This is a genomic window from Bradyrhizobium sp. SEMIA, from assembly GCF_014844175.1.
GTDB classification, from domain to species: Bacteria; Pseudomonadota; Alphaproteobacteria; order Rhizobiales; family Xanthobacteraceae; genus Bradyrhizobium; species Bradyrhizobium arachidis.
In genome coordinates, this window is sequence record NZ_CP046601.1 from 787,667 (window position 1) to 812,357 (window position 24,691).

22 protein-coding genes and 3 pseudogenes are annotated in these 24,691 nt (G+C 65.0%); 9 read left to right on the top strand and 16 right to left on the bottom strand.

Annotation, left to right across the window (positions count from 1 at the left end):
• Together map and FOM02_RS03780 are read right to left on the bottom strand one after the other, a co-directional pair.
• The gene (gene map, locus FOM02_RS03775; protein ID WP_027564233.1) at positions 1-819 is read right to left on the bottom strand and encodes a type I methionyl aminopeptidase; all 819 of its coding nucleotides are present in this window, start codon (positions 817-819) and stop codon (positions 1-3) included.
• 120 nt (positions 820-939) lie between these two features.
• Complete coding sequence (locus tag FOM02_RS03780; RefSeq protein ID WP_028146497.1) at positions 940-2,256, bottom strand: mechanosensitive ion channel family protein; 1,317 nt, start codon at positions 2,254-2,256, stop codon at positions 940-942.
• A 207-nt stretch (positions 2,257-2,463) separates the two neighbouring features.
• On the opposite strand from FOM02_RS03780, the pseudogene FOM02_RS03785 reads away from it, so the two are divergent.
• Together FOM02_RS03785 and FOM02_RS03790 are read left to right on the top strand one after the other, a co-directional pair.
• Positions 2,464-4,193, top strand: a pseudogene (locus FOM02_RS03785) (potassium/proton antiporter); the annotation flags it as partial.
• 379 nt (positions 4,194-4,572) lie between these two features.
• Positions 4,573-4,833, top strand: coding sequence for a PepSY domain-containing protein (locus tag FOM02_RS03790; protein WP_027564236.1), 261 nt, complete (start codon positions 4,573-4,575; stop codon positions 4,831-4,833).
• 160 nt (positions 4,834-4,993) lie between these two features.
• On the opposite strand, the gene modC is transcribed toward FOM02_RS03790, so the two are convergent.
• From modC to mepA, 5 genes are all read right to left on the bottom strand, one after another.
• Positions 4,994-5,656: a molybdenum ABC transporter ATP-binding protein gene (gene modC, locus FOM02_RS03795; RefSeq protein ID WP_027564237.1), complete on the bottom strand. Its 663-nt coding sequence runs from the start codon at positions 5,654-5,656 to the stop codon at positions 4,994-4,996.
• A gap of 2 nt (positions 5,657-5,658) precedes the next feature.
• Positions 5,659-6,354 (bottom strand): molybdate ABC transporter permease subunit, encoded by a 696-nt coding sequence (modB, locus tag FOM02_RS03800; RefSeq protein ID WP_027564238.1) that lies wholly within the window; start codon positions 6,352-6,354, stop codon positions 5,659-5,661.
• A gap of 39 nt (positions 6,355-6,393) precedes the next feature.
• Complete coding sequence (modA, locus tag FOM02_RS03805; RefSeq protein WP_027564239.1) at positions 6,394-7,179, bottom strand: molybdate ABC transporter substrate-binding protein; 786 nt, start codon at positions 7,177-7,179, stop codon at positions 6,394-6,396.
• Between the two features lie 185 nt (positions 7,180-7,364).
• A complete protein-coding gene (locus FOM02_RS03810) occupies positions 7,365-7,868 on the bottom strand; it encodes a hypothetical protein (protein ID WP_265441454.1) in 504 nt (167 codons plus the stop codon).
• Between the two features lie 389 nt (positions 7,869-8,257).
• Positions 8,258-9,202: a penicillin-insensitive murein endopeptidase gene (gene mepA / locus FOM02_RS03815; RefSeq protein ID WP_027564241.1), complete on the bottom strand. Its 945-nt coding sequence runs from the start codon at positions 9,200-9,202 to the stop codon at positions 8,258-8,260.
• 491 nt (positions 9,203-9,693) lie between these two features.
• Between mepA and FOM02_RS03820 the strand changes: the two genes are divergently transcribed.
• Complete coding sequence (locus tag FOM02_RS03820; RefSeq protein WP_027564242.1) at positions 9,694-11,850, top strand: EAL domain-containing protein; 2,157 nt, start codon at positions 9,694-9,696, stop codon at positions 11,848-11,850.
• Between the two features lie 109 nt (positions 11,851-11,959).
• Here FOM02_RS03820 and FOM02_RS03825 read toward each other — a convergent pair whose 3' ends face one another.
• From FOM02_RS03825 to FOM02_RS03835, 3 genes and pseudogenes are all read right to left on the bottom strand, one after another.
• Positions 11,960-12,364, bottom strand: a complete 405-nt coding sequence (locus tag FOM02_RS03825; RefSeq protein WP_231164431.1) for a hypothetical protein — start codon at positions 12,362-12,364, stop codon at positions 11,960-11,962.
• A gap of 204 nt (positions 12,365-12,568) precedes the next feature.
• Positions 12,569-13,725, bottom strand: a pseudogene (locus FOM02_RS03830) (acyl-CoA dehydrogenase family protein).
• Between the two features lie 278 nt (positions 13,726-14,003).
• On the bottom strand, positions 14,004-14,465 hold the full coding sequence (locus FOM02_RS03835; RefSeq protein ID WP_027564245.1) for a GNAT family N-acetyltransferase: 462 nt from the start codon (positions 14,463-14,465) through the stop codon (positions 14,004-14,006).
• Positions 14,466-14,544: 79 nt separating this feature from the next.
• Between FOM02_RS03835 and FOM02_RS03840 the strand changes: the two genes are divergently transcribed.
• A complete protein-coding gene (locus tag FOM02_RS03840; protein ID WP_231164164.1) occupies positions 14,545-16,134 on the top strand; it encodes an amidase family protein in 1,590 nt (529 codons plus the stop codon).
• An 82-nt stretch (positions 16,135-16,216) separates the two neighbouring features.
• On the opposite strand, the gene FOM02_RS03845 is transcribed toward FOM02_RS03840, so the two are convergent.
• The gene (locus FOM02_RS03845) at positions 16,217-16,486 is read right to left on the bottom strand and encodes a hypothetical protein (RefSeq protein WP_027564246.1); all 270 of its coding nucleotides are present in this window, start codon (positions 16,484-16,486) and stop codon (positions 16,217-16,219) included.
• Positions 16,487-16,708: 222 nt separating this feature from the next.
• Between FOM02_RS03845 and FOM02_RS03850 the strand changes: the two genes are divergently transcribed.
• The 3 genes from FOM02_RS03850 (at position 16,709) to FOM02_RS03860 (ending at position 18,835) form a co-directional block, all read left to right on the top strand.
• A complete protein-coding gene (locus FOM02_RS03850; RefSeq protein ID WP_027564247.1) occupies positions 16,709-17,662 on the top strand; it encodes a tetratricopeptide repeat protein in 954 nt (317 codons plus the stop codon).
• A 6-nt stretch (positions 17,663-17,668) separates the two neighbouring features.
• The gene (locus tag FOM02_RS03855; RefSeq protein ID WP_027564248.1) at positions 17,669-18,187 is read left to right on the top strand and encodes a hypothetical protein; all 519 of its coding nucleotides are present in this window, start codon (positions 17,669-17,671) and stop codon (positions 18,185-18,187) included.
• A gap of 231 nt (positions 18,188-18,418) precedes the next feature.
• Positions 18,419-18,835, top strand: coding sequence for an SRPBCC family protein (locus FOM02_RS03860; RefSeq protein ID WP_027564249.1), 417 nt, complete (start codon positions 18,419-18,421; stop codon positions 18,833-18,835).
• Between the two features lie 14 nt (positions 18,836-18,849).
• Here the strand turns inward: FOM02_RS03860 and FOM02_RS03865 are convergent, their stop codons facing one another.
• Both FOM02_RS03865 and FOM02_RS03870 read right to left on the bottom strand, forming a co-directional pair.
• Entirely contained in the window at positions 18,850-20,382 is a 1,533-nt protein-coding gene (locus FOM02_RS03865) for an FAD-dependent monooxygenase (protein WP_027564250.1), read from the bottom strand.
• 192 nt (positions 20,383-20,574) lie between these two features.
• Positions 20,575-21,027: a cupin domain-containing protein gene (locus FOM02_RS03870; protein ID WP_108914706.1), complete on the bottom strand. Its 453-nt coding sequence runs from the start codon at positions 21,025-21,027 to the stop codon at positions 20,575-20,577.
• Between the two features lie 172 nt (positions 21,028-21,199).
• Here FOM02_RS03870 and FOM02_RS03875 point away from each other — a divergent pair, with 172 nt between their 5' ends.
• Both FOM02_RS03875 and FOM02_RS46750 read left to right on the top strand, forming a co-directional pair.
• Positions 21,200-21,889, top strand: a complete 690-nt coding sequence (locus FOM02_RS03875) for an aspartate/glutamate racemase family protein (protein ID WP_027564251.1) — start codon at positions 21,200-21,202, stop codon at positions 21,887-21,889.
• A 153-nt stretch (positions 21,890-22,042) separates the two neighbouring features.
• Positions 22,043-22,174: pseudogene (locus FOM02_RS46750) on the top strand (LysR family transcriptional regulator); the annotation flags it as partial.
• 199 nt (positions 22,175-22,373) lie between these two features.
• On the opposite strand, the gene FOM02_RS47050 reads toward FOM02_RS46750, so the two are convergent.
• The 3 genes from FOM02_RS47050 to FOM02_RS03890 form a co-directional block, all read right to left on the bottom strand.
• Positions 22,374-22,625 (bottom strand): DUF6894 family protein, encoded by a 252-nt coding sequence (locus FOM02_RS47050; protein WP_028146499.1) that lies wholly within the window; start codon positions 22,623-22,625, stop codon positions 22,374-22,376.
• A 150-nt stretch (positions 22,626-22,775) separates the two neighbouring features.
• Positions 22,776-23,960, bottom strand: a complete 1,185-nt coding sequence (locus tag FOM02_RS03885; protein ID WP_265442292.1) for a GNAT family N-acetyltransferase — start codon at positions 23,958-23,960, stop codon at positions 22,776-22,778.
• Positions 23,961-24,363: 403 nt separating this feature from the next.
• Positions 24,364-24,684 (bottom strand): hypothetical protein, encoded by a 321-nt coding sequence (locus tag FOM02_RS03890; RefSeq protein ID WP_141263303.1) that lies wholly within the window; start codon positions 24,682-24,684, stop codon positions 24,364-24,366.
• Positions 24,685-24,691 lie beyond the last annotated feature (7 nt).

Consider the following 24,691-nt stretch of genomic DNA (forward strand, 5'->3'; position numbering starts at 1 on the left):
TCACCCGATCTGCTTCTCGCCGTGCCGCTCCGACAGCGTGAAGATCTCGACGCCGGTGGCGGTGACGCCGACCGAATGCTCGAACTGCGCCGACAGCGAGCGGTCGCGGGTCACGGCAGTCCAGCCGTCGGACAGGATCTTCACATGCGGCTTGCCGAGATTGATCATCGGCTCGATGGTGAAGAACATGCCGGGCTTGAGCTGCACGCCTTCGCCGGGCCGGCCGATATGGATGATGTTCGGCTCGTCGTGGAACATGCGCCCGAGGCCGTGGCCGCAGAAATCGCGCACCACGCTCATGCCCTGCGGCTCGACAAAGCTCTGGATGGCGTGGCCGATGTCGCCGGTGGTGGCGCCGGGTTTCACCGCCGCGATGCCGCGCATCATCGCCTCATACGTCACCTCGATCAGCCGCTCCGCCTTGCGCGCGATCGGGCCGACCGCATACATCCGGCTGGAATCGCCGTACCAGCCGTCGACGATGAAGGTGACGTCGATGTTGACGATGTCGCCCTCTTTCAGCGGACGGTCGCCGGGCATGCCGTGGCAGACCACGTGGTTCAGCGAGGTGCAGGTCGAGTAGCGATAGCCGCGATACATCAGCGTCGCCGGATAGGCGCCGTGGCTGAAGGCGAAGTCGCGGACGAATTCGTCGATGACAGAGGTCGGCACGCCGGGGGCGACGATGTCGGTGAGCTCGTCGAGGCACTTTGCCACCAGCGCTCCCGCCTTGCGCATGCCGGCAAAGGCGGCAGGCCCATGCAGCTTGATCTGTCCGGTCTTACGCAGGGAGGTATCGGTGGCTTCGACGTAGCTCATGCTTGTGCGGTCTTCTGGGCTGAATCTCGATGTCGGCGGAAAGGCTTGATTTCATGTCCTAATTTAATGATTGCCGGCGTTCATGCAAGCCGAGCATGCAGCATGCGCCCGAAAGCGGGCCTAATTTGGGACTTCTACGGTGGTTTCGACCGGCAGGGCGCCGCCGCGGACGCGGATTTCGCGGACAGGGTAGGGAACTCGGATGCCCTCGCGCTTGAAGGCCTCCCACAGCGCGAGCATGACGTCGCTCTTGACGTTGTCCATGCCGTCGGGGTCGGCGATCCAGAAGGTCAGCGAGAACTTCATCCCGGCCTCGGCGAATTCGGTCAAGATGCTGTTCGGCGGCTTGCCCTTCGTCGCGCGCGGATGGGCGGCGGCGGTCTCGGCGGCGAGCTTGGTGACCAAGCGCGGGTCGGCATCGTAATTGGTGCCGAAGGCGATCTTCACCAGCGTGTTCTTGTCGGTATAGGTCCAGTTGACGACCTTCTGCGTCACCAGGTCCTCGTTCGGCACCAGGAATTCGCGGCCGTCGCCGGCGGCGACGGAAATATAGCGCGTCTTCATCGCGCTGATGCGCCCGGTGTTGTCGCCGATGGTGACGAGGTCGCCCGGCTTCACCGATTTGTCGGCGAGCAGGATGATCCCCGAGATGAAATTGGCGACGATCTTCTGCAGGCCGATACCGATGCCGACGCCGACCGCGCCGGAGAAGACCGCGAGCGCCGAGAGGTCGATGCCGACGGCGCCGAGCGCGATCACGATGGCGACGGCAAGAAGCCCGATGCGGATGATCTTGACCAGCAGCACCTGCACCGACGGCGTCAGGTCGGTGGTCGAGTTGATCCGGCTCTCGGCGAAATTGCTCGCGATGTTGGTGGCCCACAGCGCGATCAGCAGCAGCGCGCCGGCCTTGATCACCAATAGCGGCGTCAGCCTGAGGCCGCCGAGCACGATGGCGAAGGAATCGAGCAGATCGACCGTCGAATCGAGCTGGCCGATGATGGACAGCGCCGCGACGAACCAGGCGGTGATCGAGACCAGCTTGACGATGAAGGCGTTGCGCAGGACCGAGGTCACCAGCCGGATCACGAGCCAGGCCAGCCCCATCTTGGCGGCTACCATCAGGAGATAGCTGCGGCTAGGCCAGGTCGCATGGTACATCACGACGCGGGAAATGATCACGAGCAGGGTGAACACCGCCGTCGAGGCGCTCGACATCATCACCCGCGAGAAGTGCCGGAGCGGCAGCGGCCAGCCCATCGCCAGCGATGTCATGTCGACGCGATTGCGAATGCCGGCTTCGGCGGCATAGGCGAGGCCGGCTGCCGCGAGAATGAGACCAAATTGCAGGTAGAACCAGGGTGAGGAAATCTCCGCCCCGACGCTGCGCGCGGTCGTCTGCACGAACTCCATGAAGTCTTTGAGGTCCATGTCCATAGGTCTCGTCGGAAGGCGGGGAGAGGATTGATTCGAGGGTGCCGCAGAATCCCACAAAGGGTGCGGCCGGGCCATCGATACACCGTGAAGTGAAGCGCGTTAAGGCAGCAAAATACGGGCACATTGCCGCGAGTAGCGAAAATGGGTTGGCGTGGGGGAATGCCGACGATAAGGATGCAAATCCAGCGATTTGTACCCGGAAGGTGGATGGCCTCCCTCGACTCCTTCAGCCTCGCCATTTTGCTCGGCGCCGTCCTGGTGATGGCCGGTATCCTGTCGAGCCTGCTCGCGCTGCGCTTCGGCGCGCCCCTGCTGCTCGTCTTCCTTGCCATCGGCATGCTCGCCGGGGATTCCGGCCCCGGGCAGATCCAGTTCAACGACGTCGGCACCACCTATCTGGTCGGCTCGGTGGCCCTCGCTTTGATCCTGTTCGACGGCGGCCTGAAGACGCGCTTTGCCAGCATCCGCACCGTGCTCGCCCCGTCCCTTGTGCTCGCCACCGTCGGCGTGCTCCTGACCGCGCTGGTCACGGCGCCGTTCGCGAAATTCGCGCTCGATCTCAACTGGGCGGAATCGCTGCTGGTCGGCGCCGTGGTCGCCTCGACCGACGCCGCCGCGGTGTTCCTGCTGGTGCACACCCAGGGCCTGCGCCTGCGCCCGCGCGTCGGCGCGACGCTGGAGGCGGAATCCGGCACCAACGATCCCTTCGCGATCTTCCTCACCCTGATGCTGGTCGAATACATCTCGCTCGGCTCGAGCTCGCCCGGCCATGTGTTCATGGAGTTCGTGCAGGAGGCGGCGCTGGGCGCTGTGGTCGGCGTCATCGGCGGGCGCCTCGTCGTCATCGCGCTGAACCAGGTGGCGCTGCCGCAGGGCCTGCATGCGCCGTTCGTCACCACCGGCGCGCTGGTGATCTTCGGCGGCTCGCAGATCATGCACGCCTCCGGCTTCCTCGCGGTCTATCTCGCCGGCATCATCATCGGCAACCGGCCGACCCGCGCGCATAATTCGGTGGTGACCTTCCTCGATGCCGCGACCTGGCTGGCGCAGATCGTGATGTTCGTGCTGCTTGGCCTTTTGGTCTCGCCGATCCGGCTCGGCGCCAGCGTGCTGCCGGCCGTTGCCGTCGCGCTGGTGCTGATGCTGGTGGCGCGGCGCTCGCGGTGTTCGTGTGCCTCGCGCCATTCCGCTTCAACTGGCGCGAGAAGATCTTCATCGCCTGGACCGGCCTGCGCGGCGCGGTCGCGATCTTCCTGGCCTCGATCCCGATGCTGGTCGGCCTGTCGAAGGCCTATCTCTATTTCGACGTCGCCTTCGTCGTCGTGATCATCTCGCTGCTGCTGCAGGGCTGGACGCTTGCGCCGGCCGCGCGCAAGCTGCACGTTGCGCTGCCGCGCGCCGAGCGCGGCCCGCGCCGTGTCGAGCTCGACCTGCCCGGCCAGCTCGAGCAGCAGCTCGTCGGCTATCCGGTGCGATCCAAGAGCCTCTATTTCCGCCGTGGCCTGATCCCGTCCTGGTCCAAGCCGACGCTGGTGATCCGCAACGAGAACATCCTGACGCCGACGGAGGCCGATCCGATCGCGCCCGGCGACTACATCTACCTGCTGGCGCCGCCGGAAAAGGCCGAAGCGCTCGACCGCTTCTTCGTCGACATGCAGCCGAGCTCGGCGCCGGATCCGCATCTGCTCGGCGACTTCATGGTGTCGGCCGAGCATACGCTGGCCGAGCTCGCCGAGATCTACGGCGTGAAGGTGAGCGATGACGAGAGCAAGCTGACGCTCGCCGACTTTTTCGACGTCCATCTCGACCGCGCGCCGAAGGAGGGCGCCGAGCTGCCGCTGGACGCGATCGTGCTGGTCGCGCGCAGCATCTCCGGCGGCCGCGTCAATGTCGTAGGCCTGCGCTTGCCCGATCAGCCTCGGCGATGCGCCGAACTACGTCTACAAGAACGCCGGCCAGAGGACGTCCACCGGTACGCTCTCCGCGCTTCCAGAAGCAGGACATCGCGGCGACGCAGGTCGCTATCCAGGTCGTCCCCGACGCCCCGAAGACGGAGGCAGCCCGCCCGCCGCCGCTGACGCGCCCGGGCAGGCGCTGCGCCGCAAGCTGGCGGGATGTGTGGACCTCGGTCGCGGGGGTCTGACCTCTCCGTCATTCCGGGCTCGCCCTTCGGGCGCCCCGGAATGACGAGAAACCGCCACCAGATCGCCGCAACCGCCGAAGATTTGCGCGCCTTCGTGACCGCTGGTTCCGGAACGCTCCGCTGCGTTGCCCGTTCTTCGCGTGACGGTCAACGTCTTTGACAGGAGCAGTTCCATGCGAAGTTTCATCTTGCCTGCCATCGTCGCGATCGGTCTCGGATCGGCTGCGCCGGCGATGGCCTATGACACCGGCGACCAGATCTCGATGCAAGTCGCGCTCGATGTCGCGACGGACATCGGCGTCACGACGGTCTCGCACACGAACTTCCTCGGCGATGAATGGCAGATCGAAGGCCGCGACCGCACCGGTCGCTGGATGGAGGTCGATGTCGATGCGCGGACCGGCGAGGTGCGCAACGTCGATCGCGGCTGGTAGACACACTACACCCCCGCTGTCATTGCCCGCGAAAGCGGGCAATCCAGTATTCCAGAGACGGTGCGTGGACACGGAGAAGCCGCGGCGTACTGGATGCCCGGTCAAGCCGGGGCATGACTGCGGTGGTTGAGGCGACGCTCACCAGCACACGCACGTCGCCTCACGTCAGCACCTTCACCCCGCCGAACGACGTCACGCGGCCCTGCTTCAGCATCACGATTTGCGTGGCGAGCTGGCGCAGCTCGGCGACGTCGTGGCTGACATAGACCATGGGGACATTGGCCTCGTCGCGCAGCCGCACCAGATAGGGCAGGATCTCGAGCTTGCGGCCCTCGTCGAGCGCACCGAGCGGTTCGTCGAGCAGCAGGAGGCGCGGCTTCGACAGCAGCGCGCGGCCGAGCGCGACGCGCTGGCGCTCGCCGCCGGAGAGCTTTCCGGGGCGGCGGTCGAGCAGCGCGCCGATGTCGAGCAGGTCGATGATGCGCTTGTGCTGGCCGGGATCAGGCGCAAGCCCGTTCATGCGACGGCCGTAGTCGAGATTCTGCGCGACGCTGAAATGCGGAAACAGCCGCGCGTCCTGGAACACATAGCCGATGCGGCGGCGATAGGTCGGCACATGGATGCCGGAAGCGGTGTCGTCGACGGTGTCGCCGTCGATCACGATGGTGCCGCGATCGGGCCGCAACAGCCCGGCGATCATGTTGACCAGCGAGCTCTTGCCGGCGCCGGAGGCGCCGAACAGGCCGATGACACGGCCCTCGCCGGCGAAGGATGCCGAGAGCGAGAATTCGCCGAGCTTCTTTTCGATGTCGACGCGCAGCATGGTCAATTCCCGTGCAGGCGCTGCGTCGCGCGGCGGGCGAACCATTCGGCGGCGATCAGCGCGCCGATCGCCAGCACGATCGAGACGATCACGAGCCGGGCCGCCGCGGCATCGCCGTCGGGCGTCTGGATCAGCGAATAGATCGCCGAGGAAATCGTCTGGGTCTCGCCGGGAATGTTGGAAACGAAGGTGATGGTCGCGCCGAACTCGCCGATCGCCTTGGCAAAGCCCAGCACCATGCCGGCGAGCACCCCGGGCAGCGCCAGCGGCAGCGTCACCGTGAAGAACACCTTCCACGGCGCGGCGCCGAGCGTCTCGGCGGCCTGCTCGAGCTTTCGGTCGATCGCCTCGATCGACAGCCGCATCGGCCGGACCAGCAGCGGAAACGACATCACGCCGCAGGCGAGCGCGGCGCCGGTCCAACGGAACGCGAACACGATGCCGAGATGATCGGCGAGGAAGCCGCCGACGAGGCCGCGGCGGCCGAAGGTGAGCAGCAGCAGATAGCCGGTGACGACAGGCGGCAGCACCAGCGGCAGATGCACGACGGCATCCAGCACCGACTTGCCCCAGAAATCCTTGCGGGCGAGCAGCCACGCCAGCGCAATGCCGAACGGCGTTGCGACCAGCGTGGCGATGACGGCGACCCTGAGCGAGAGCAGGATCGCCGTCCATTCGGCGGGCGAGATGTCGAGCATCAAGTCGTAATATCAGGTGGCAAAATCAAGCCGCAAAAATCAGGTTGTCGGATTGACCAGAAACTTGAAGCCGTATTTTTCCAGAATGGTCTTGGCGGGGGTCGAGCGGAGGAAGGCGAGATAATCATTCGTCTCCGGCTTCGCGGTCGTGGTCGCCGCGACCGGGTAGATGATCGCAGGGTGCGAGTCCGCCGGGAAGGTGCCGACGATCTTCACGCCGGGCTCGACCTTGGCGTCGGTGGAATAGACGATGCCGAGCGCGGCCTCGCCACGGGCGACCAGCGTCAGTGCGGCGCGCACGCTCTCGGCCATCGCGAATTTCGGCTCCGCGGCCTGCCAGGCGCCGAGCTTCTCCAGCGCGGCCTTGGCGTATTTGCCGACCGGCACCGACTTGACGTCGCCGGTCGCGATCTTGCCGTCGCCGGCGAGCTTGGCGAGATCAAAACCTTGCGCGATGGTGACGTTGTCGACCTTGGAATCCTTCGGCGCGATCAGCACGATGCTGTTGCCGAGCAGGTTGACCCTGGAAGGCTCGTTGATGGTCTTCTTGGAAGCCGCGTAGTCCATCCAGTCGGTATCGGCCGAGACGAACACGTCGGCCGGCGCGCCCTGCTCGATCTGCTTGGCGAGCACCGAGCTCGCGGCATAGGAGACGCTGAACTTGACGCCGGTCTTGGCGGTGTAGGCGGCATCGACCTCGTCGAGCGCGTTCTTCATCGAGGCCGCGGCGAACACGGTGATGGTCTTGTCCTCGGCGCTGGCAGGCGAGAGGCTCGCGCCCGCGAGGATGACGAAGGCGGTGAAAAGTCCGGCAATACGAATCATGGATGCGCTCCGTGCGAGCTCGCGCGCGCAGGCGCACGCGCAAATCTGGCGTTGGGTTAAGTCTGGTCGCGACGGGCGGAAGCGCTGTTCCACGCGTCCCCGCAGCGGCTTACGGCCGGCGGGGATATCGCAGTTGCGAAGATAGCAGGCTGGGGCTTCAGGTCAAAGGCGACCGTTTGTCTAATCTATTGCGCCGGCAGGATCGCGATCGACAGCGAATTGTCCTTGGCGCCGCTGACCTGGAGCACGAAGGGCTTGTCCGAGAGCTCATATTTCATGGTCTTGCGGATGCCCTGGCAATCGGTGGCGCCGCTGAAGGCCACGGGCTTGAGGAAATGCCCGTCCTGGACCACGTCGACCCAGGCTCCGGAGGAGAGGCTGATCGTGTAGAGCCCGGCCTTCGCCGCCTTGATGCTGGTGAAGCCGGCGAAGGTGCCGTCCTTCGGCGCCCGCTCCGGCGGCGTCGGCAGCTTGGCGTCCTGAGGCGCGACCAGCCCCAGCGTGATGGCGGCCGCCGGCAGCGCAGCCTGGCTCGCCCCGACGGCCAGCTTGGTCCGGTCCGGCGCCGTCAGCGCCGCGCGCTCACGCTCGATCGGCCATTTGAACTTGTCGCAGCCGCTCGGCTCCTCGGCGGCCAGAGCGGAGGTCGCACTGAGCGAAAGCACAGCGAGGAGGGCGAGGATGCGCATGTCAAATCTCATCGTTGGCCGCGCGCGGGCGCGGCTTGCGGAAAGTCTTCGCGTGAAACGGGATGCGCATCCCGGGATGCCGCGGGCTTACGGCCAGGGCGGCAAACCGATCTTAGCGCATTTGATTGGAGCGAACCAACCAACTACTTCGTCATCTCGGGTCGCGCGCCCAATCGCAACTGTCGTCCCGGACAAGCGCAGCGAAGCGGAGCGCCGATCCGGGACCCATAGCCACAGTCAGGTGTGTTACGGGGATTCGGAGTGACCTGCTTCGGGCCACACGTCTTCCTGTGGTTATGCGACGAGCGCAAGCGCTCGCGCAGGGGTCCCGGGCTCGCTTCGCGCCCCGGGACGACACCGAGAGGGAGGCGGCAGCACGCCCAACTGCCCTACGGCTTCGCATCCCCTGCATGCAGCACCGCCTTGCAGGCCGCGGGCATCTGCGCCAGCGTCATCGGCGGCTTTGGCTTCGGCGGCTCCGGCGGCGGTTTTGGATGCAGCACGGCGTCCGAGAACCAATAAGCGAGGTCGGACGGCTTGCAGCCCTCGTCGTCGGATTGCGACGGCTGGCCCTCGCAGTCGCCGGCGCCCGCCGGGCAGCGCATGCGGATGTGGAAGTGATAGTCGTGGCCCCACCACGGCCTGATCTTCGACAGCCACGAACGGTCGCCCTTGGCCTCGCGACACAGCGCCTTCTTGATCGCGGCATTGACGAAGATGCGCTGCACCGCCGGCTCCTGTGCCGCGTCGCGCAGCACCAGCACATGGCTAGGTGTGAACACCTTCGGATCGACGTCGAGCCGGTCCGGCCGCACCATCATCACCGCCGACATCTCCTCGCGCTCCTCGCGCGAGAGCCGCCGGTCCGGCATCGGCGTCAGCCAGATGTCGGCGTCTAACCCGATCTGGTGGCTGGCATGGCCCGACAGCGCCGGGCCGCCGCGCGGCTGGCCGATGTCGCCGACCAAAATGCCCGGCCAGCCCGCGTCCTTGTGCGCCTTGGCAGCCAGGCGCTTGATCAGCGCGATCATGTCAGGATAGCCGTAGTTGCGGTTGCGCGACAGCCGCATCACCTGCCAGTTGTCGCCGTTGAGCGGCATCTGCATGGCGCCGCCGATGCAGCCCTTGGTGTAGGAGCCGATGACATGCGCCGGCCCCGTCGAGGGCAGCAGTTTTCGCGCGAACAGCTCCTTGGCGCCGAGATGCGGATCGTTGGGATTGGCCAGCGGCGGCAGCGGCTTCGGGGTGACGCTGCCCTTGTCCTGGGCCAGCGCGTCGCCGGCGGCCAGGAGCGTCATGACGAGCAGGAGGGGAGCGATGCGGCGGGGACTCATGCTGACATCCTTATAACCCAACGCCGCGTCAGGGTTAAGAATTAGGCTCGTGGGCGCCGCCTTCACGGCGCGCGCAACACCACGATCCACATTTCCAACTAGGCCGTTGCAAAATTCTGTGTCGGTCGGCCGATTTTTAACGGCCCGATAACCTTAGACTGCATTGACCAAAATTCGTGCGCGGCGTGAGGAATAGACCCGGCCCGCATGCAATCGCGCGCGATCCCGGAAACGATTCACGCAGGCGCGCAATTTTGCGCCAGATCGCGTGCTGATTGCGACGCGCCGGTGGGCCTGGTGTGTCCGTAGACGCGGCCTGCGCCCTGCAAACAGGCAGACGGGAGCATGCGGGACCGGAGCCCGCCGTGGCCGGGCCGCCCAAGATTACTTTTTTTTCAGACACTTGCTCCAACACTTGCGGCCGCTGGGCGCGGCTAGGACGTGTGAAGTTGAGTTTGGGGTCCCAAAAAACAAAAAAGCGAAAGCGCAATGTGCTCGCCCGGGCTGGCCAACAGCCTCGCAAGCCGCGCTTTACGCGCGTGCGCCCTGCCGAACGAGACCTGCTCGTGCAGAGCCGCGCGGAAGCTGCCATCATCGAAGCGCGTAAATCGCATGAGCGGCTGCGCCAGGCCGTCGACCTGCTGCCGCAGGGCATCGTGATCCTCGACCCCGAAGGCCGCTACGTCCTCTGGAACAAGCAATATTCCGAGATCTACAGCAAGACCGCCGATCTGTTCGAAGAGGGCGCGCGCCTGGAAGACACGCTGCGCGTCGGCGTCGCCCGCGGCGACTATCCGGAAGCCGCCGGCCACGAGGACGAGTGGATCGCCGAGCGGCTGAAAAAGCTCTACGAGCCCGGCAAGCGCCACGAGCAGACGCTGTCGGACGGCCGCGTCATCCTGATCGAGGAGCGTCGCACCGAGGACGGCGGCGTCGTCGGCCTGCGCGTCGACATCACCGAGTTGAAGCGGCGCGAGGCCTCGTTCCGCCTGCTGTTCGACGGCAATCCCGTGCCCATGATCGTCTGTGCGCTGGACGACGAGCGTATCCTCGGCGTCAACGACGCCGCGATCGCGCATTACGGCTATAGCCGCGCCGAGTTCGAGAAGCTGACGATCCGAGCCTTGCAGGCCTTCGAGAGCGAGCCACCCTGGACCTCCGATCGCTCCAGCGACGAGCAGGTCGCGCGCACCTGGAAGCACGTCAAGGCCGACGGCGCGCTGATCGACCTTGCGATCTATTCGCGCGAACTGACCTATGCCGAGCGGCCCGCGGTGCTGCTCGCGCTGATGGACATCACCGAGCGCAAGCGCGCCGAGGCGCGGCTCGCCTTCATGGCCCAGCACGATGGCCTGACCGGCCTGCCCAACCGCAATCTGCTGCGCCAGCAGGTCGACGAGATGCTGCTGCACACACGGCGCAGCGCCGAGAAGGTCGCGCTGTTGATGCTGGGGCTCGACAATTTCAAGGCGGTCAACGACACGCTCGGGCATGCGATCGGCGACAAGCTCTTGCGCGGCGTCGCCAAACGGCTGCGCTCGACGCTGCGCGAAGAGGACGCGTTGGCGCGGCTCAACTCCGACGAGTTCGCGATCGTGCAGAGCGGGCTGACGCGACCCGAGGATGCGGCGGGCCTCGCAAAACGCCTGCTGGAGGCCATTTCCGACCCCTATCTGCTCGACGGCCATTCCGTGGTGATCGGCGCCTCGATCGGCATCGCGATGGCGCCGGGCGACGGCGATGACTCCGAGAAGCTGCTCAAGAGCGCCGACATGGCGTTGTCGCGCGCCAAGCAGGATGCGCGCGGCAGCTTCGCCTTCTTCGAGGCCGCGCTCGATGCGAAAGCGCAGAGCCGCCGCAAGATCGAGGTCGAGCTGCGCGATGCGATCCAGAGCGACGTGCTGCGCCCCTATTACCAGCCGCTGATCGATCTCCAGAGCGGCCGCATCACCGGCTTCGAGGCGCTGGTGCGCTGGCCGCATGCCGAGCGCGGCATGGTCTCGCCGGCCGAGTTCATCCCGGTCGCCGAGGACACCGGCCTGATCAATCCGCTCGGCGGATTGATGCTGCGCCGGGGCTGCCTGGATGCCGCGAGTTGGCCCGACGACGTCCGCGTCGCCGTCAATTTGTCGCCGCTGCAGTTCCGCAGCGGCAACCTGCTCTCGATGGTGACGGACGCGCTGAAGCAGTCCGGCCTGCCGCCGCGCCGGCTCGAGCTCGAGATCACCGAGACGCTGCTCCTGGAGAAGAGCGCCCAGGTGCTGGCGACGCTGCATGCGCTGCGCGCGCTCGGCGTGCGCATCTCCATGGACGATTTCGGTACCGGCTATTCCAGCCTCAGCTATCTGCGCAGCTTCCCCTTCGACAAGATCAAGATCGACCAGTCCTTCGTGCGCGACCTCGGCGCCAACCGCGAGGCGCAGGCGATCATCCGCTCCATCGTCAGTCTCGGCAAAGGTTTGGGTGTCACCATCACCGCCGAGGGCGTCGAGACCGAAGCCGAGCTGAGTTGTCTGCGCGCCGAGGGCTGCGACGAAGGGCAGGGTTTCCTGTTCAGCAAGGCCCGCCCGAATGCGGAGATCATCAGCCTCCTGGCCGCACAACGCGGCATCGATGCCGTCGACGAGGACGCCGCGCTGGTGGCGTGAGGCTTCACCTCTCCCCGTCTGCGGGGAGAGGTCGGAATGCGCGCATAGCGCGGATTCCGGGTGAGGGGGTACAGGTCTTCCGACGATCTCACCGGCGTTGCCGTCAACCCTACCGGGGACAGTGCCGGATGAACGTCACGTTCCTGGCGTACAGGTACGTGTAGGGGTCAACCTGGTCGAGCGCGTGGTGCTTCATCACCCAGTCGCGAACCTCGGGCGCGTAGGACGACATCATCAGCTGAGTCTCGCCCGGATTGATGCTGCGGTCGCCGTGATGCGCCGCGTGAAACATGAAGTAGCCGCTCGGGGTGATGCAGATCTTGTTGAGCGGAACGACCCCAAGAACCGTCGTGCAAGACGATTTGCAGCGGCCATCGATCACGACGCGATCATATTCCGCATTGACGTGCGTATATGTGTAGATGTGTGCGGCGGTGTTGCCGCCTGGGTCGTGAAGGTAATAGACCTGCTCCGCGTACGCGGTATCTGCCACGGCCAACGTGAAGAGGATCATACTGATCACGGTTGGAATCCGACGCATATCATCCCCCTTTGCTTGTCGCCAATCCCCTGAATGCACCGGACCGGATGCCGTTGCGATACGCTACTTCAAGCGGCTGAGCTGCATGATCAAATTGGGTTGAGCAGCGCCGGAAATCCAGCCCTGCACGCCCTGGTGCGATCGCCACATGGCGCCGAACTTGAGAGGACGAGCGGACTACGGCGCGGGCGTCGACAGGATCACCTTCCCCACATCCTCGTAATGCGTATCCCGCGCCTGGATCTGCTGCGCGATCGCATGCATGTCGCGAAAGCGACGCTCGAACGGATTGCTGCGGAACACGGCCGTCGCGCCGGCCATGTGATAGGCGGTGTCGACCACCTTTGCCGATTGGTGGATCGTCCAGGTCGCCGCGAGCCGCACCGCGCTGCGATGCGCCGCGCTGAATTCGCCGGTCGCGACGAGATCGCGCCACATCGCATTCGCCGTCGCATAGAGATAGGCGCGCGCGGCGCGCAGATCCGCCTCGGTGCGGCCGATCAGGCCCTGGACCGCCCCGTTGTCCCGCATGGCGCTTGCCGCGAGCGACTGATGTTTCCGCGCGCGAGCGCGATGGCCGCATCCAGCGTGGCACGCGCGACGCCGAGCGAGACCGCGGCAAAACCGAGACTGAACGTCGAGCCGGTGCCGATCCTGTAGAGCGGACCCGGCTCGCGCAGCGCCGGCGTCACGTCGCGGAACGCGGTGAAGCGCTCGGGGATGAACAGGTCGCGCACCTCGTAGGAATCCGTGCCGGTGCCGGCGAGCCCGATCGCCTGCCAGACGTCGTGCAGCACCGCGCTTGCGACCGGAAACAGGATGGTGCGCACCTCCGGCGATCCCTCGGCATTCTTGCGCGGCACTCCGTCGCCATCGACGATGCGCACATGCGCGCCCAGCCAGCTCGCCTGCCGCGAGCCCGAGGCAAAATCCCAGCGCGCGGTGACCCGATAGCCGCCCGCGACGGCGCGCGCCTCGTGTGCGATCGCGCCCCAGGCGAGGATGCCGGGCGGTGTGTTGAAGATCTCCTGCGCGGTATCGTGATCGAGCCAGGCCGCGATCATCGCGCAGACGCTGCATTGGCCGAGGCACCAGGCCGTGGACGCATCCGCCTTCGCCACCTCCTCCAGCATTTGCATGAAGCTCTCGATCGGGGCTTCCGCGCCGCCGAGGCTTTGCGGCAGCAGCGCGCGATAGAGGCCGTTCTCGATCAGCGCGGAGGTGACCGCCGGCGTCAGCCGCCGCGTCCGCTCGATCTCATCCGCCTCGCCCGCGATCAGCGGCGCGAGAGCGCGGGTACGCTCGATGAGGCCCACTCCGGGAGTTGCGTTCATTGCTGCGCTTCCTCGCTCCTTCTGCCGTGAGCGGTAGATGCGCGATGGTGATCTATTTGATGCCTGGGATCAAGATTACATCCGGGGCCTGATTTGCAGGCCACCAACTTGCCCCCCCGTCACCCTGAGGTGCGAGCTGAGCGGCGCGAATGCGCCGCTGGGCGAGCCTCGAAGGGCGACGGCCCGGCTGCATCGTGGCCGTTCATCCTTCGAGGCTCGGCCTGCGCTGCGTTCGCATCGCATGCCTCGCGCCTCAGGATGACGGCGCTTAGACCGGCCTAGGTCGGATCATCCAGCCGCCGCTCCATGATGATCGTGCGCTCGTCACCATGATAGCTGTCGCGCACGGCACTGAACCCGAGCTTTGCGTAGAAAGCCTCGGCGGTGACCGACGAAGGAACGGTCAGCGAGGGAATGTTTCTCGCCCGCGCCGTCTGCTCGATCTCCGCCATCAGCAGCTTGCCGATCCCGCGCGCCTGAACGTCGGGAGCGACGAAGACCGTGCGCACCACGCTGCCGTCGAGGCTTGCCGTTCCGACGATGCGGCTGCCGATGCTGGCGACGAAAACGCGGCGCCTTCCGATCAGCTGCCGCACGGCGTCCGGACTGAAGCTGCGCGCGACCCGCGCGATGATCTCGTCGGTATAGTCTTTCGCGTTGGTTTCGCGCAGCGCGCGCAGGATCACGCCGCTGATGTCAGCTGCGTCGTCCTCGCGTGCGGGCCGGATCGTGTAGTTCATGGCCATGAGCTTGTCGCGCAATCGCAGTTAATGCTACCGTTGGTAGCATATTCGTAAGGTACCGTCCAAGAGGCACCGCATGACGAAGCCACCCCGACGCGACGCTCGCCCCGCCCCGGCCGTCACACGCGCCGTGGCGACCGGGCTGACGCTCGAGGACGCATCCATGGGCGACATCGTCGATGCGTTGGCGGGCGGGCACGTCACCGCCACGGCGCTGACTGAGGCCTATCTTGCGCGCATCGCGGCCTATGACCGCAACGGGCTCATGCTCAATTCCGTCCGCACGCTCAATCCCGACGCACGCGCGATCGCGGGCAAGCTCGACGGCGTCAGGCCGTCGGCCAAACGGCCGCTCGCGGGCGTGCCGATCCTGCTGAAGGACAACATCGCCACCGGCGACAAGCAGCCGACCACAGCGGGCTCGCTGGCGCTGGACGGCGCGCGCGCCAAGGGTGACGCCACCATCGTCAAGCTGCTGCGAAACGCCGGCGCCGTGATCCTCGGCAAGGCGAACCTGACGGAGTTCGCCAACATCCTCGCGATCGATATGCCGGGGGGCTATTCCTCGCTCGGCGGCCAGGTGAAGAATCCCTACGTGCCGACGCTGCTGGATGATCGGGGCATCCCGGTCGTCGACCCCGGTGGCTCGAGCTCGGGTTCGGCGGCAGCTGTCGCCGCCGGCCTGTGCGCGGCCTCGATCGGCACCGAGACCTCAGGCTCGCTGCTGCACCCTGCCAGCCGCAATGGCCTCGTCACCGTGAAGCCGACCGTTGGTTTGATCAGCCGCGCCGGCATCGTGCCGATCGCGCACAGCCAGGACACCGCCGGGCCGATGACGCGCACCGTGCGCGATGCAGCGATGCTGCTGAATGTGCTGGCGGCCAAGGATCCCCTCGATCCCGTGACGGAGCGGCAGCAGAGGCCCGCCGATTACACCGCCGACCTCGCACGCGATGCGATGAAGGGCGCGCGCATCGGCGTGCCGAGCGATCCCGCCGATCCCTTGAACGATCCCTACTACGGCAAGCTTCCGCCTGACGCTACGAAGTTAATGGCCGAGACCATCAAGATGCTCGAGGATCTCGGCGCCGTCATCGTGCGGGCCAGCATGTCGGCGGCGGGCTGGATGAGCGGACCGGGCACGATCATGGCCGTGCTCAATCGCAATCCGCTGAGCGGTAACAAGGGCAATGCGGTCGTGCAGCGGATCGTCTTCCTCTACGAGCTGAAGCATGATCTCAACCTCTACCTGAAGGATTGGGCGACCCACACCGACATCAAGACCATCGCGGACATCGTTGCCTTCAACGAGGCTCATGCCGACAAGGCGCTGCGCTTCGGCCACGACCTGTTCCTCGCCGCCAACAGCACCAGGGGCGATTTGAGCGAGCGCGAGTACAAATCGGCGCGCGCGATGGACCTCCTCACCGCCAGGACGCGCGGCATGGACGCCTACATGAACCAGCACAAGCTGGACGCCGTCCTGTTCCCCGGCGCGACCGGAGCGGCGATTGCCGCCAGGGCGGGCTATCCCAGCGTCGCGGTACCGGGCGGTTTCGTCTCGGGAGCCGACGGCAAAGGACACGCCCGACTATCCGCTCGGCGTCACCTTCGCTGGCCGCGCCTGGAGCGAGCACAAGCTGCTGCGTCTCGCCTACGCCTATGAACAGGCGTCGAACATGCGCAAGCCGCCGCCCGGTCTGCCCGCGCTTGAGGTGCAGTGACATCGGGTTCGGCCAAAGGGCCTCTCAGCCGTTCGGCAGCCACCACCCGAAGATCGCAACGACGAGGCACGCCGCGAGGCACACGGCCTGGTGGCCCATTTCCATCCAGTAGGAGACCGGCGCGGTGTCCCTCTGGACCACCTGTCGCGACCAGTCCAGCAGCCAGTCCACGAGATCGGGACTGAAAGCCCTGATTTCGCGCTCCGTATAGCCGTCCCGCAGCATGCGGCCGCAATCGACGCACAGATAGATCGCGACGATGCGAGCAACGACCTCACACAGGAAGAACCGCATGCATGGACCCGTTTCATCGGTGTCGCGCATCGATCGGCGGGATGCACGATGATGCTTTGGTGCGACCTGGTTTGGTGCGGCTGGATTTGCGGTTGGTTCAACCGCCGCGGCGTCCCCCGACGTGATCGGGTCCGCCGGCGCCGCGCCTGCATTGAACCTCTCCGGCCTCCGGACGCACCAACGGCGCGTAAGTCCCGAAAAGCCGCGACGAAGGAGCGCGCGATGAAGGCCCTGAAAGCATCGATCCGTGTCGCGGTCACCGCGCTCGCCCTGAGCCTGTCGTTCGCCGCGCCGTCCCATGCCGAAGAGGACGAGGCGGGCACGCTCACGCGGCAGATGAAGCAGCTTTACCGGGCCGGGAAGTACACCGAAGCGCTGCCATTGGCCCAGAAATCCCTGGCCCTTCGTGAGAAGGAGTTCGGCCCCGACGATGCGAACGTCGCGATGCCGCTGAATGACCTCGGCACGATCCACTATAATCTCGGGCAATACGCGGTCGCCGAGCCGCTGTACAAGCGCGCGCTGGCGATCCGGGAGCGGACGCTCGGTCCGGATCATGCCGAAGTCGCGATGGTGCTGAACAATCTGGGCGATCTCTACCGCGCGGAAGAGCGTTACGCGGAAGCGGAGCCGCTGCTCAAGCGGTCGATCGCCATTGGCGAGAAAACCAATGATCCGTCGGTGGTGCTGGCGTTGAGCAATCTCGGCGCCGTCTACAGCAATGAAGGGCGGTACGACCAGGCGGTGCCGCTGTTCAAGCGCGGGCTCGCCATCCTCGAGAAAGCGCTCGGCCCCGACGATCCCGAAGCCACCGTGCTGATGAGCAATCTGGCCGATGCCTACATCCACCAGCATCGCTATGCCGATGCCGAGCGGCTGCTCAAGCGGGCGATGGCGGTGACCGAGAAGGCGTTCGGTCCCGATCATCCCGACGTCGCGCAGGCGCAGAACAATCTGGCCGCGCTCTACGCGCGTCAGGGCCGCAACACCGAGGCCGAGCGGTTGTTCAAGCGATCGGCGGCCGCGATGGAGAAGATGCTCGGGCCGAACCACCCGGATCTGGCGGAGGTGCTGGAGAACCTCGCCGGTCTCTACCGGGATCAGGGGCGCTATGCCGATGCCCAACAGGTCCTGAAACGGTCGATGGCCATTCGAGGCAAGACAAGGCCGATCTGACCAGCCATGCGCGACTTGATTTCCGCCATCGCCAAGAATCGTCCGATTTGCTCCATTCTCTCTGGCCTGATCACATTTGCGTTCATGGCGAATGCTTCGCCGGTCGCGGCCAGCGAATGGCGTTACGGCTGCCGGGGCGTGCTGCCGAGCGGCGATGCACCGGTCATCATCTTCAATCGCTCCTCGCTGATCATGTTGCCGAAGGGCTGGGTCGGCGGGCCGCTGCTCGGGGCGGTCAACGATCAGCTTTTGAGCGCGAGCTTCAGCGCAACCGACAACAATTCGGGGCTTGCCGCGACGATGGTGTTCAAGCGTGACGACCATCCCGACGAGAAGCTGACCCTGACCGAGACGTCGTCGAAGACGATCTCCGATGTCAACCGTCCGGCCGGCCATCAACCGCGCTCGGAGCAGATCACCACCTACCGCAAGGTCTATCGGTGGGTCAGCGACGGCATCTATCAGGGTCCGTACGACATCAAGATGGACTGCGTGAATTACGAGCTCTCGGCGCCCCGTCGATAGCGTTGCCTGGGGAGCGCAATGCGCCCCGACAGCCCCCAGCGGGCGGCGAGCAGTCGTGCCGACGACATTTTTCCAACTTTTTTGCGAATTGACGGCCGCACCATGTCGGCACGGACCGGTCTCGATCGTCCTTGGGGAGACACGTCCCGGGACGTGCTGGACACGGACCCGGCACATGTGAAAGTGATTTCGTCAATTCGAGCCATCAGAGCCGCAACTGGAGCAATGCCCATGAGGATCACCGTCGAAACCAGCGTCGCCGCCCCCATCGATCAGGTCTGGCGCGCCTATACGACGCCGGCCGACATCGTGAGGTGGAACGCCGCGTCCGACGATTGGCACACGACCAAGGCGACGGTGGACCTGCGGGAGGGCGGCCTCTTCTCGTCGCGCATGGAGGCCAAGGACGGCAGCATGGGTTTTGACTTCGCCGGCACCTACACGACGATCGTCGAGCACAAGCTGATCGAATATGCGTTCGGCGATCGCAAGGCCGAGGTCGAGTTCGTCCCCGGTCCGAAGGGCGTCACCGTCCGCGTCGTCTTCGATGCTGAAGAGACTCACTCGGTCGAGCAGCAGAAGGGCGGCTGGCAGGCGATCCTCGACAATTTTGCACGTTACGTCGCGGCGAAGCAGAAAGCGTCGTAAGGGCCTGCAGGGCGCTACGGTAGCCTCACGGGTTCACCGAACCATCGCACCGTAGCGCGAGCCGCTTCATCGAGGTCAGGCGGCTCCCCGCCGGCCCACGCCACGATGCCGTCCGGGCGCACGAGCAAAGCGCTCAACCCCAGTCGATCCTCAGGCTCGCCTGCAACATGATCGATCCGGCCGATCCAGCAGCGCGCAAGCGCCTGCAGCGATGGCTGGGCGCCGAAGTCCAGCAGCAGCCCTCGTCCTGTCCTGAGCAGCTCGCCCAGCCGCCTTCCATCGGCGAGTGCGAAATCGGGCGCGCTGCGGCCCACCAGAGGATGGGCATCGCCGAGATCGTAGCGGAGCGAGACGCCCCAGACGCGCTCGGCGAAATAGGTCGCGCCGTCGCGCGTGTCGATGAGGTCGCGGATGATCGCCTCCAACGCGCGCGAGCTCCTGCTCGGACGCATGAGGGCGACCTGGGCGCGCGACCAGTCGAGGATCTGTGCTCCCACCGGCTGCCGCTCGGCCGCATAGGTGTCGAGCAGGCCGGCCGAAGCATTGCCGCGAATGGTCGCGGCGAGCTTCCAGCCGAGGTTCATGGCATCGCCAAGGCCGAGGTTCAGGCCCTGGCCGCCCAGCGGCGAATGGATATGGGCGGCATCGCCCGCCAGCAAGACGCGGCGCTCGCGATAGCAGGTCGCCTGATGCGCGCGGTCGGTCCAGGTGGTGGCGAGCTGAAGGGCCGTCACGTTCACGTCGAGGCCCGAGATCTTGCGCAGCACCGCCTCGACATGGCCGCGGTCCGGTTCGCTACGGTGAGCGGCGCCACCGTCGAAATCGACCATGGCGATCGTGCCGGGCGCCGCATAGGTGTACATGCCCGACGCCGTGTAATGGCGGCCCGGCGCGAGTGCGGCCGGGTCGGCCAGCTCGACCAGCGCGGAATAGCCGGTGAATTCCGGATCGGTGCCGGCGAAACCGATACCGGCGGTCTTTCGCACCATGCTGCGTCCGCCGTCGCAGCCGACCAGCCAGCGACCCCGGACCATTCCGCCAGCCGTTGCAACGGTGACGCCATCGTCCGATTGCGTGAGAGCCTCGACGCCGCAGCCGCGCCGGATCTCGACGCCCAGCGTCCCCGCGCGCATGGCGAGAACGGCCTCGATGCTCGCCATGTCGGCCGCGATGCTGCCGATCGGACCGGGCAGGCGATACGGCCATTGCGCGCTGTCGATCTGGTCGTGGAAGAACTGGATGCCGGCGAAATGGCCGCCCGGGCGGCGCTGCTGCTGCATCCAGTGCGCGGCCGCCGGCGTGTCGCGGCCGGCGGCGCGGCGTGTGAGATCGTCCAGCAGGTCGCGGCGATCGAGGCTCTCGATGGTCGGCACCGAAAGCCCGCGCAGCCCGAACGGCAGGCCCTTGAGCGGCGAATGCGGATCCTGCGCCTTCTCCAGCACCAGCACCGAGCAGCCCGCAAGCCTGAGCTCACAGGCCAGGAACAGGCCGACCGGACCTGCGCCGGCAATGATGACGTCATAGGGGATGGTGTCGGGATTTTGCATGAATCGCTCCGTTGTCGATGTTCGACCGGAGCGTTTCCCGAACCCGAGGACCTCACGGACGAACGAGGGATCGCCTGACTGGCGACCGTTGTTCGTCGTGGGGATCTCGGGCGCGAGGCCAAAGACCAGAGCTTTCGTTACCGAGAGGACTTGGGCTTACCAGACCAAGTCTGCCTTTTCCGACATGGCCATTTAGCGTCGGGGCGCGGCTGCGTCAACGGGCGGCCGGCCGCGCTTCGCAGAGCTCATCCCATCTTCCGCGCTATTCGGCGGCGTGTCGTAAAGCGGCTTGCCCTTGTCGACGATGTGGACGGTCAGCAGCTTGATCGTCTTGTCACCGACGACCCTGTAGGCGCCGTGCGGTACGTCCCTTGCGTTCAAGCCGACAGAGCCTGTTGGGATAGGCACCTGCTTTCCGTCCGGCAGCTCAATCGTGCCGCCTTCGAGGAAGTAATACGATTCGTCGCCATGGTGGATGTGCCGGGTCGACGTCTCTCCGGGCTTTATTTCGCTGATGCTCGTGATGATTTCCATGTTGGTGCCGGTCAGGTCGCCCCGCTTCAGCTCCTTGCGGAACGGGGAGTCCCGAGCACTTGCGGTCGACACCAACGATGACGCCAAATCGGCTGCCACTACGATCTTCATGGAATACGTCCTCCCTGAAATCATGGTTCGTCTCGCCTTACGCTGCCCAGCTTCGCGGAATTCCTAATAAACGGCAAGGTTGTTGGCGGAAGTTCCTACACCCCGCATCGAGATGGCGAGCTTCCACGTCTTCGTCTACGATCCGAGCGCGCAATTCATCGGAGACGCTAGGATGCGAACCATCGGCCTGATCGGCGGCATGAGCTGGGAGAGCACCGCGCTCTATTACAAGCTCATCAACGAGCGCGTCCGCGACCGCATGGGCAAGCTGCATTCAGCTCCGCTGCTGATGTATTCCTACGATTTCCAGGAGATCAAGGAGATGCAGTATGCCGGCCGCTGGGCGGAAGCGGCGGCGAGCCTCGCCGAGGTCGCGCGGCGCCTCGAAAAGGCCGGCGCGCGGGCGATCGCGCTGTGCACGAACACGATGCACAAGCTGGCGCCCGACATCACGTCGAAGCTGACCATTCGCTTCATCCACATCGGCGACGCGACGGCAGAGCGCATCCGGTCCAAAGGCTACCGGCGCGTCGGGCTGCTCGGTACCAGGTTCACGATGGAGGAGACCTTCTACATCGACCGGCTGCGCGCGCACGACCTCGACGTGCTCGTGCCTCCCGCCGATGAGCGGGCCGACGTGAACCGCATCATCTATGACGAGCTGTGCCTTGGCGTCGTCGCCGATCCTTCACGTCGCCGCTACCAGGATGTGATGGCGGCGCTCGTCTCCGCGGGCGCCGAGTGCATCATCCTCGGCTGCACCGAGATCACGATGCTGGTCGGCGCGGACGACACAACGGTCGAGACATTCGACACGACGGCGATCCACGCGGAGACCGCAGCCGATTTCGCGATCGGGTGAGGATGATCTGACTCGGTGGATCCCGGCGTTGGCACTTGTAGGATGGGTAGAGCGAAGCGAAACCCATCAAACACCATCCGCACGATCGGACCAACTTGACGAAAACTGTGAGATGTCGCGTCGGCGCGATGGGTTTCGCTTCGCTCTACCCATCCTACGAACCTCGCCCTGGGATACAATCGGGCAAATCCATCACCCTTGCTCCGTCGGCTTTTGTCCCGCGCGGATGAACTGGTCGCAAACGTTCAGAACCAGAGCATTATTCGCTATGTAGAAGCTCAATAAATGGCGGACGTTGGACGTCCGCTTTGGGTCGCTTGCAGACATAGGTCACATGTCCGCTCGACCGGTCCGACATTCGTTCGGATTTCGGTGAGCGCGCCGAAGCGCTGTGCGGCCGCCAGTCTCGATCACTCCGTCCCGAGCGCATTATTGCAACGTGGTTCTATTAGCCGCGAAGAGCAACGCAGCCTTCCCGAGCGCATTATTGCAACGTGGTTCTATTAGCCGCGAAGAGCAACGCAGCCTGAAAGACCGGGCCTGACGCTGTTCTGACCTCGATGGCAACATCTGGCCGATGGTCTTGTCCTGGAGCTTCCTTCGCCAGATCGCGGGCCAATTGCGCCAGGGAATCTAGAGCCTCTGCCTCAGCATCTGCTTGCGAAGGCAATTCCACGCCTTCCTCATCGGGGTAGAAGGCCAATCCGCTCCTGACGTCGAAGAAGTATCGCGGCACCGCATAGCACTCCAAAAACGTGAGCGCCGAGTTTTCCAGAGCCTTGAAGGTATTTTCCCTGCAATCTGCCCAGGGTAGCGGCGATGGTCGCGTCGATGACAGCCTGTCCGTGTGTGTCAGAACTTGACTAGCAGTGTTGAAGTAAGAAACTCAGAGAAGTTGTTCGGAAGTTCTTGCACGCTGGAATCTGCTGCGCAGGTTCCGAGCGACGTCGAGCAGCGCCGGATTACTTCTCATAAACCGTTTAGCCTTCTTGACGGCGGACATCGCGCCGACGGCGAAGCGGCCACGCACGCTGAGCGGGATGAAACTGTCAAAGATCGGCTCCTCGTCCTTGCAGAAGAGCAGCTTGTAATCATACGAGCCGGCACCGAAGTCGAAGGCGCGATAGTTCTGACCCGCAAAATGATCGATAACTTCGCGCATGAGGATCAGGCCAGGGCTAAACCTCGCATTCTGCGACACGGTATAGGTGTTGAACATCATGGAGAAGCGGTGGCCGTCCGAGACACCGGCGAAGACCGCGATCACTTCCTCGTCGCATTCGAGCGCATGGATTTCGATCGCGCGGCCGCCGTCGGCCAGCCGAGTTATGCAGGCAGCGCGAATGAATTCCTGCACGCCAGGTTCGGCGAACACGAATGGCTGCTTCCTTTGGGCCATTCGTTGCGCCTTGACCTGGAAAAACCAGTCGAGCAGGCGGGTAATGTCAGCGTCATCAGACGCGATATGATAGCGATAGCCGGCAAGCCGTTGCAACTTTCGCTCCTTGCGCTGCAGCCGGCGACGGAGAGCTTCGCTGATCAGGCTCACCGGTGTGGCGCGGGGCTCGATCGTGCGCACTGGGCAGGGGCAGGTCGAGGGCTCGTGAGGCAGCAGTTTCAGCGGGTTTTGCAGTTCGAACCAGTAGGTCGGCTGCGAGCGCAGCACGAGCGCGTCGGCTTCGTCGCGCGCGGCGAGCATCGCTATCAAGGAGTAGAGATCATGTTCGGTTGCTGCCGCCGCGAAGTCGCGTTCCCACAGGCCCATATTGAGAGTTGAATGGCTCCCGCCCATGAAGCAAGCGCAGCGTATCCCGAGGACCGTTCGTAACACGAGCGGCAGCAGGACCAGCGGCCTGCCGTCGTCATCACTGGCGATCACGAGAAACGGCGAAAGCCCGGCGCGCTCACCGACCTGCCGCTGCCAAGCGGCGAGAAAATCGAACCGTTGGTACGGTGTTGCGGAATGGTTTGGACTCTCAAGACTGCGCCAGACTGTTTCAGCGGCAGCGAGATCGTGGACGACGTCGACGGTGGCGATGCGCCGTGATCGCGAACACGCAATTGCTCGCATCGTCCGGCTTTCGATAGCGGTCGCGATCCTGCGGGGGCCGTCCCACAACTCCACGGCCAGCCCGGAGCTGGCGAAGTGCCTGGCGCGTTCCTTTGCAGCTTCGTCATTTTGCGACGATAGGTGCGCGCGGTTGATGATGTGGCCTTCGTTGTCGAGGATGAATACCCTGTAATTATGGTGCACGGATGCACGCCAATTGCTCATTTGCGAGGATGAATACCCTGTAATTATGGTGCACGGATGCACGCCAATTGCTCATTTGCCACCCAGAAAGTCGGCGTGCATCGCGAGGCAGCCGCTCGCTTATATTGTTGCAAATATTCCTATGCAGGGTGAAAAATTTAGAGCTACCTCGATGGGAAGAAAGCGGTAATTGGACTTCGCTTTGCTCGCCGCTGTGTGTTTATCGGCGCAAGCCGCTAGTTACCCCGAGCCACACCCAGCCAAAGAAGAAGAGCACGAGAGGAGGACCCAAAACCACCGCTGGATAAGCGAAGTTCGGAATCGCAGAAACAGGTGGCTTGGCGGGAGGAAAATCGCACAAAGGTGCCTTCGTCTTGAACGACGCACAGTCACTATCGTACTTGGCCCAGACCGCAGCCGATGCGCGCTCGTAAGCGCGCGCATGGGCATCTCCCTTCCAAACAAGGATGGCCATCGAGCCAGCGACACAGCCCCAAAGCAAAGAAAGAACGATCCAAAGCAGCAGCAAACGCCTGCTCATGCGTCCT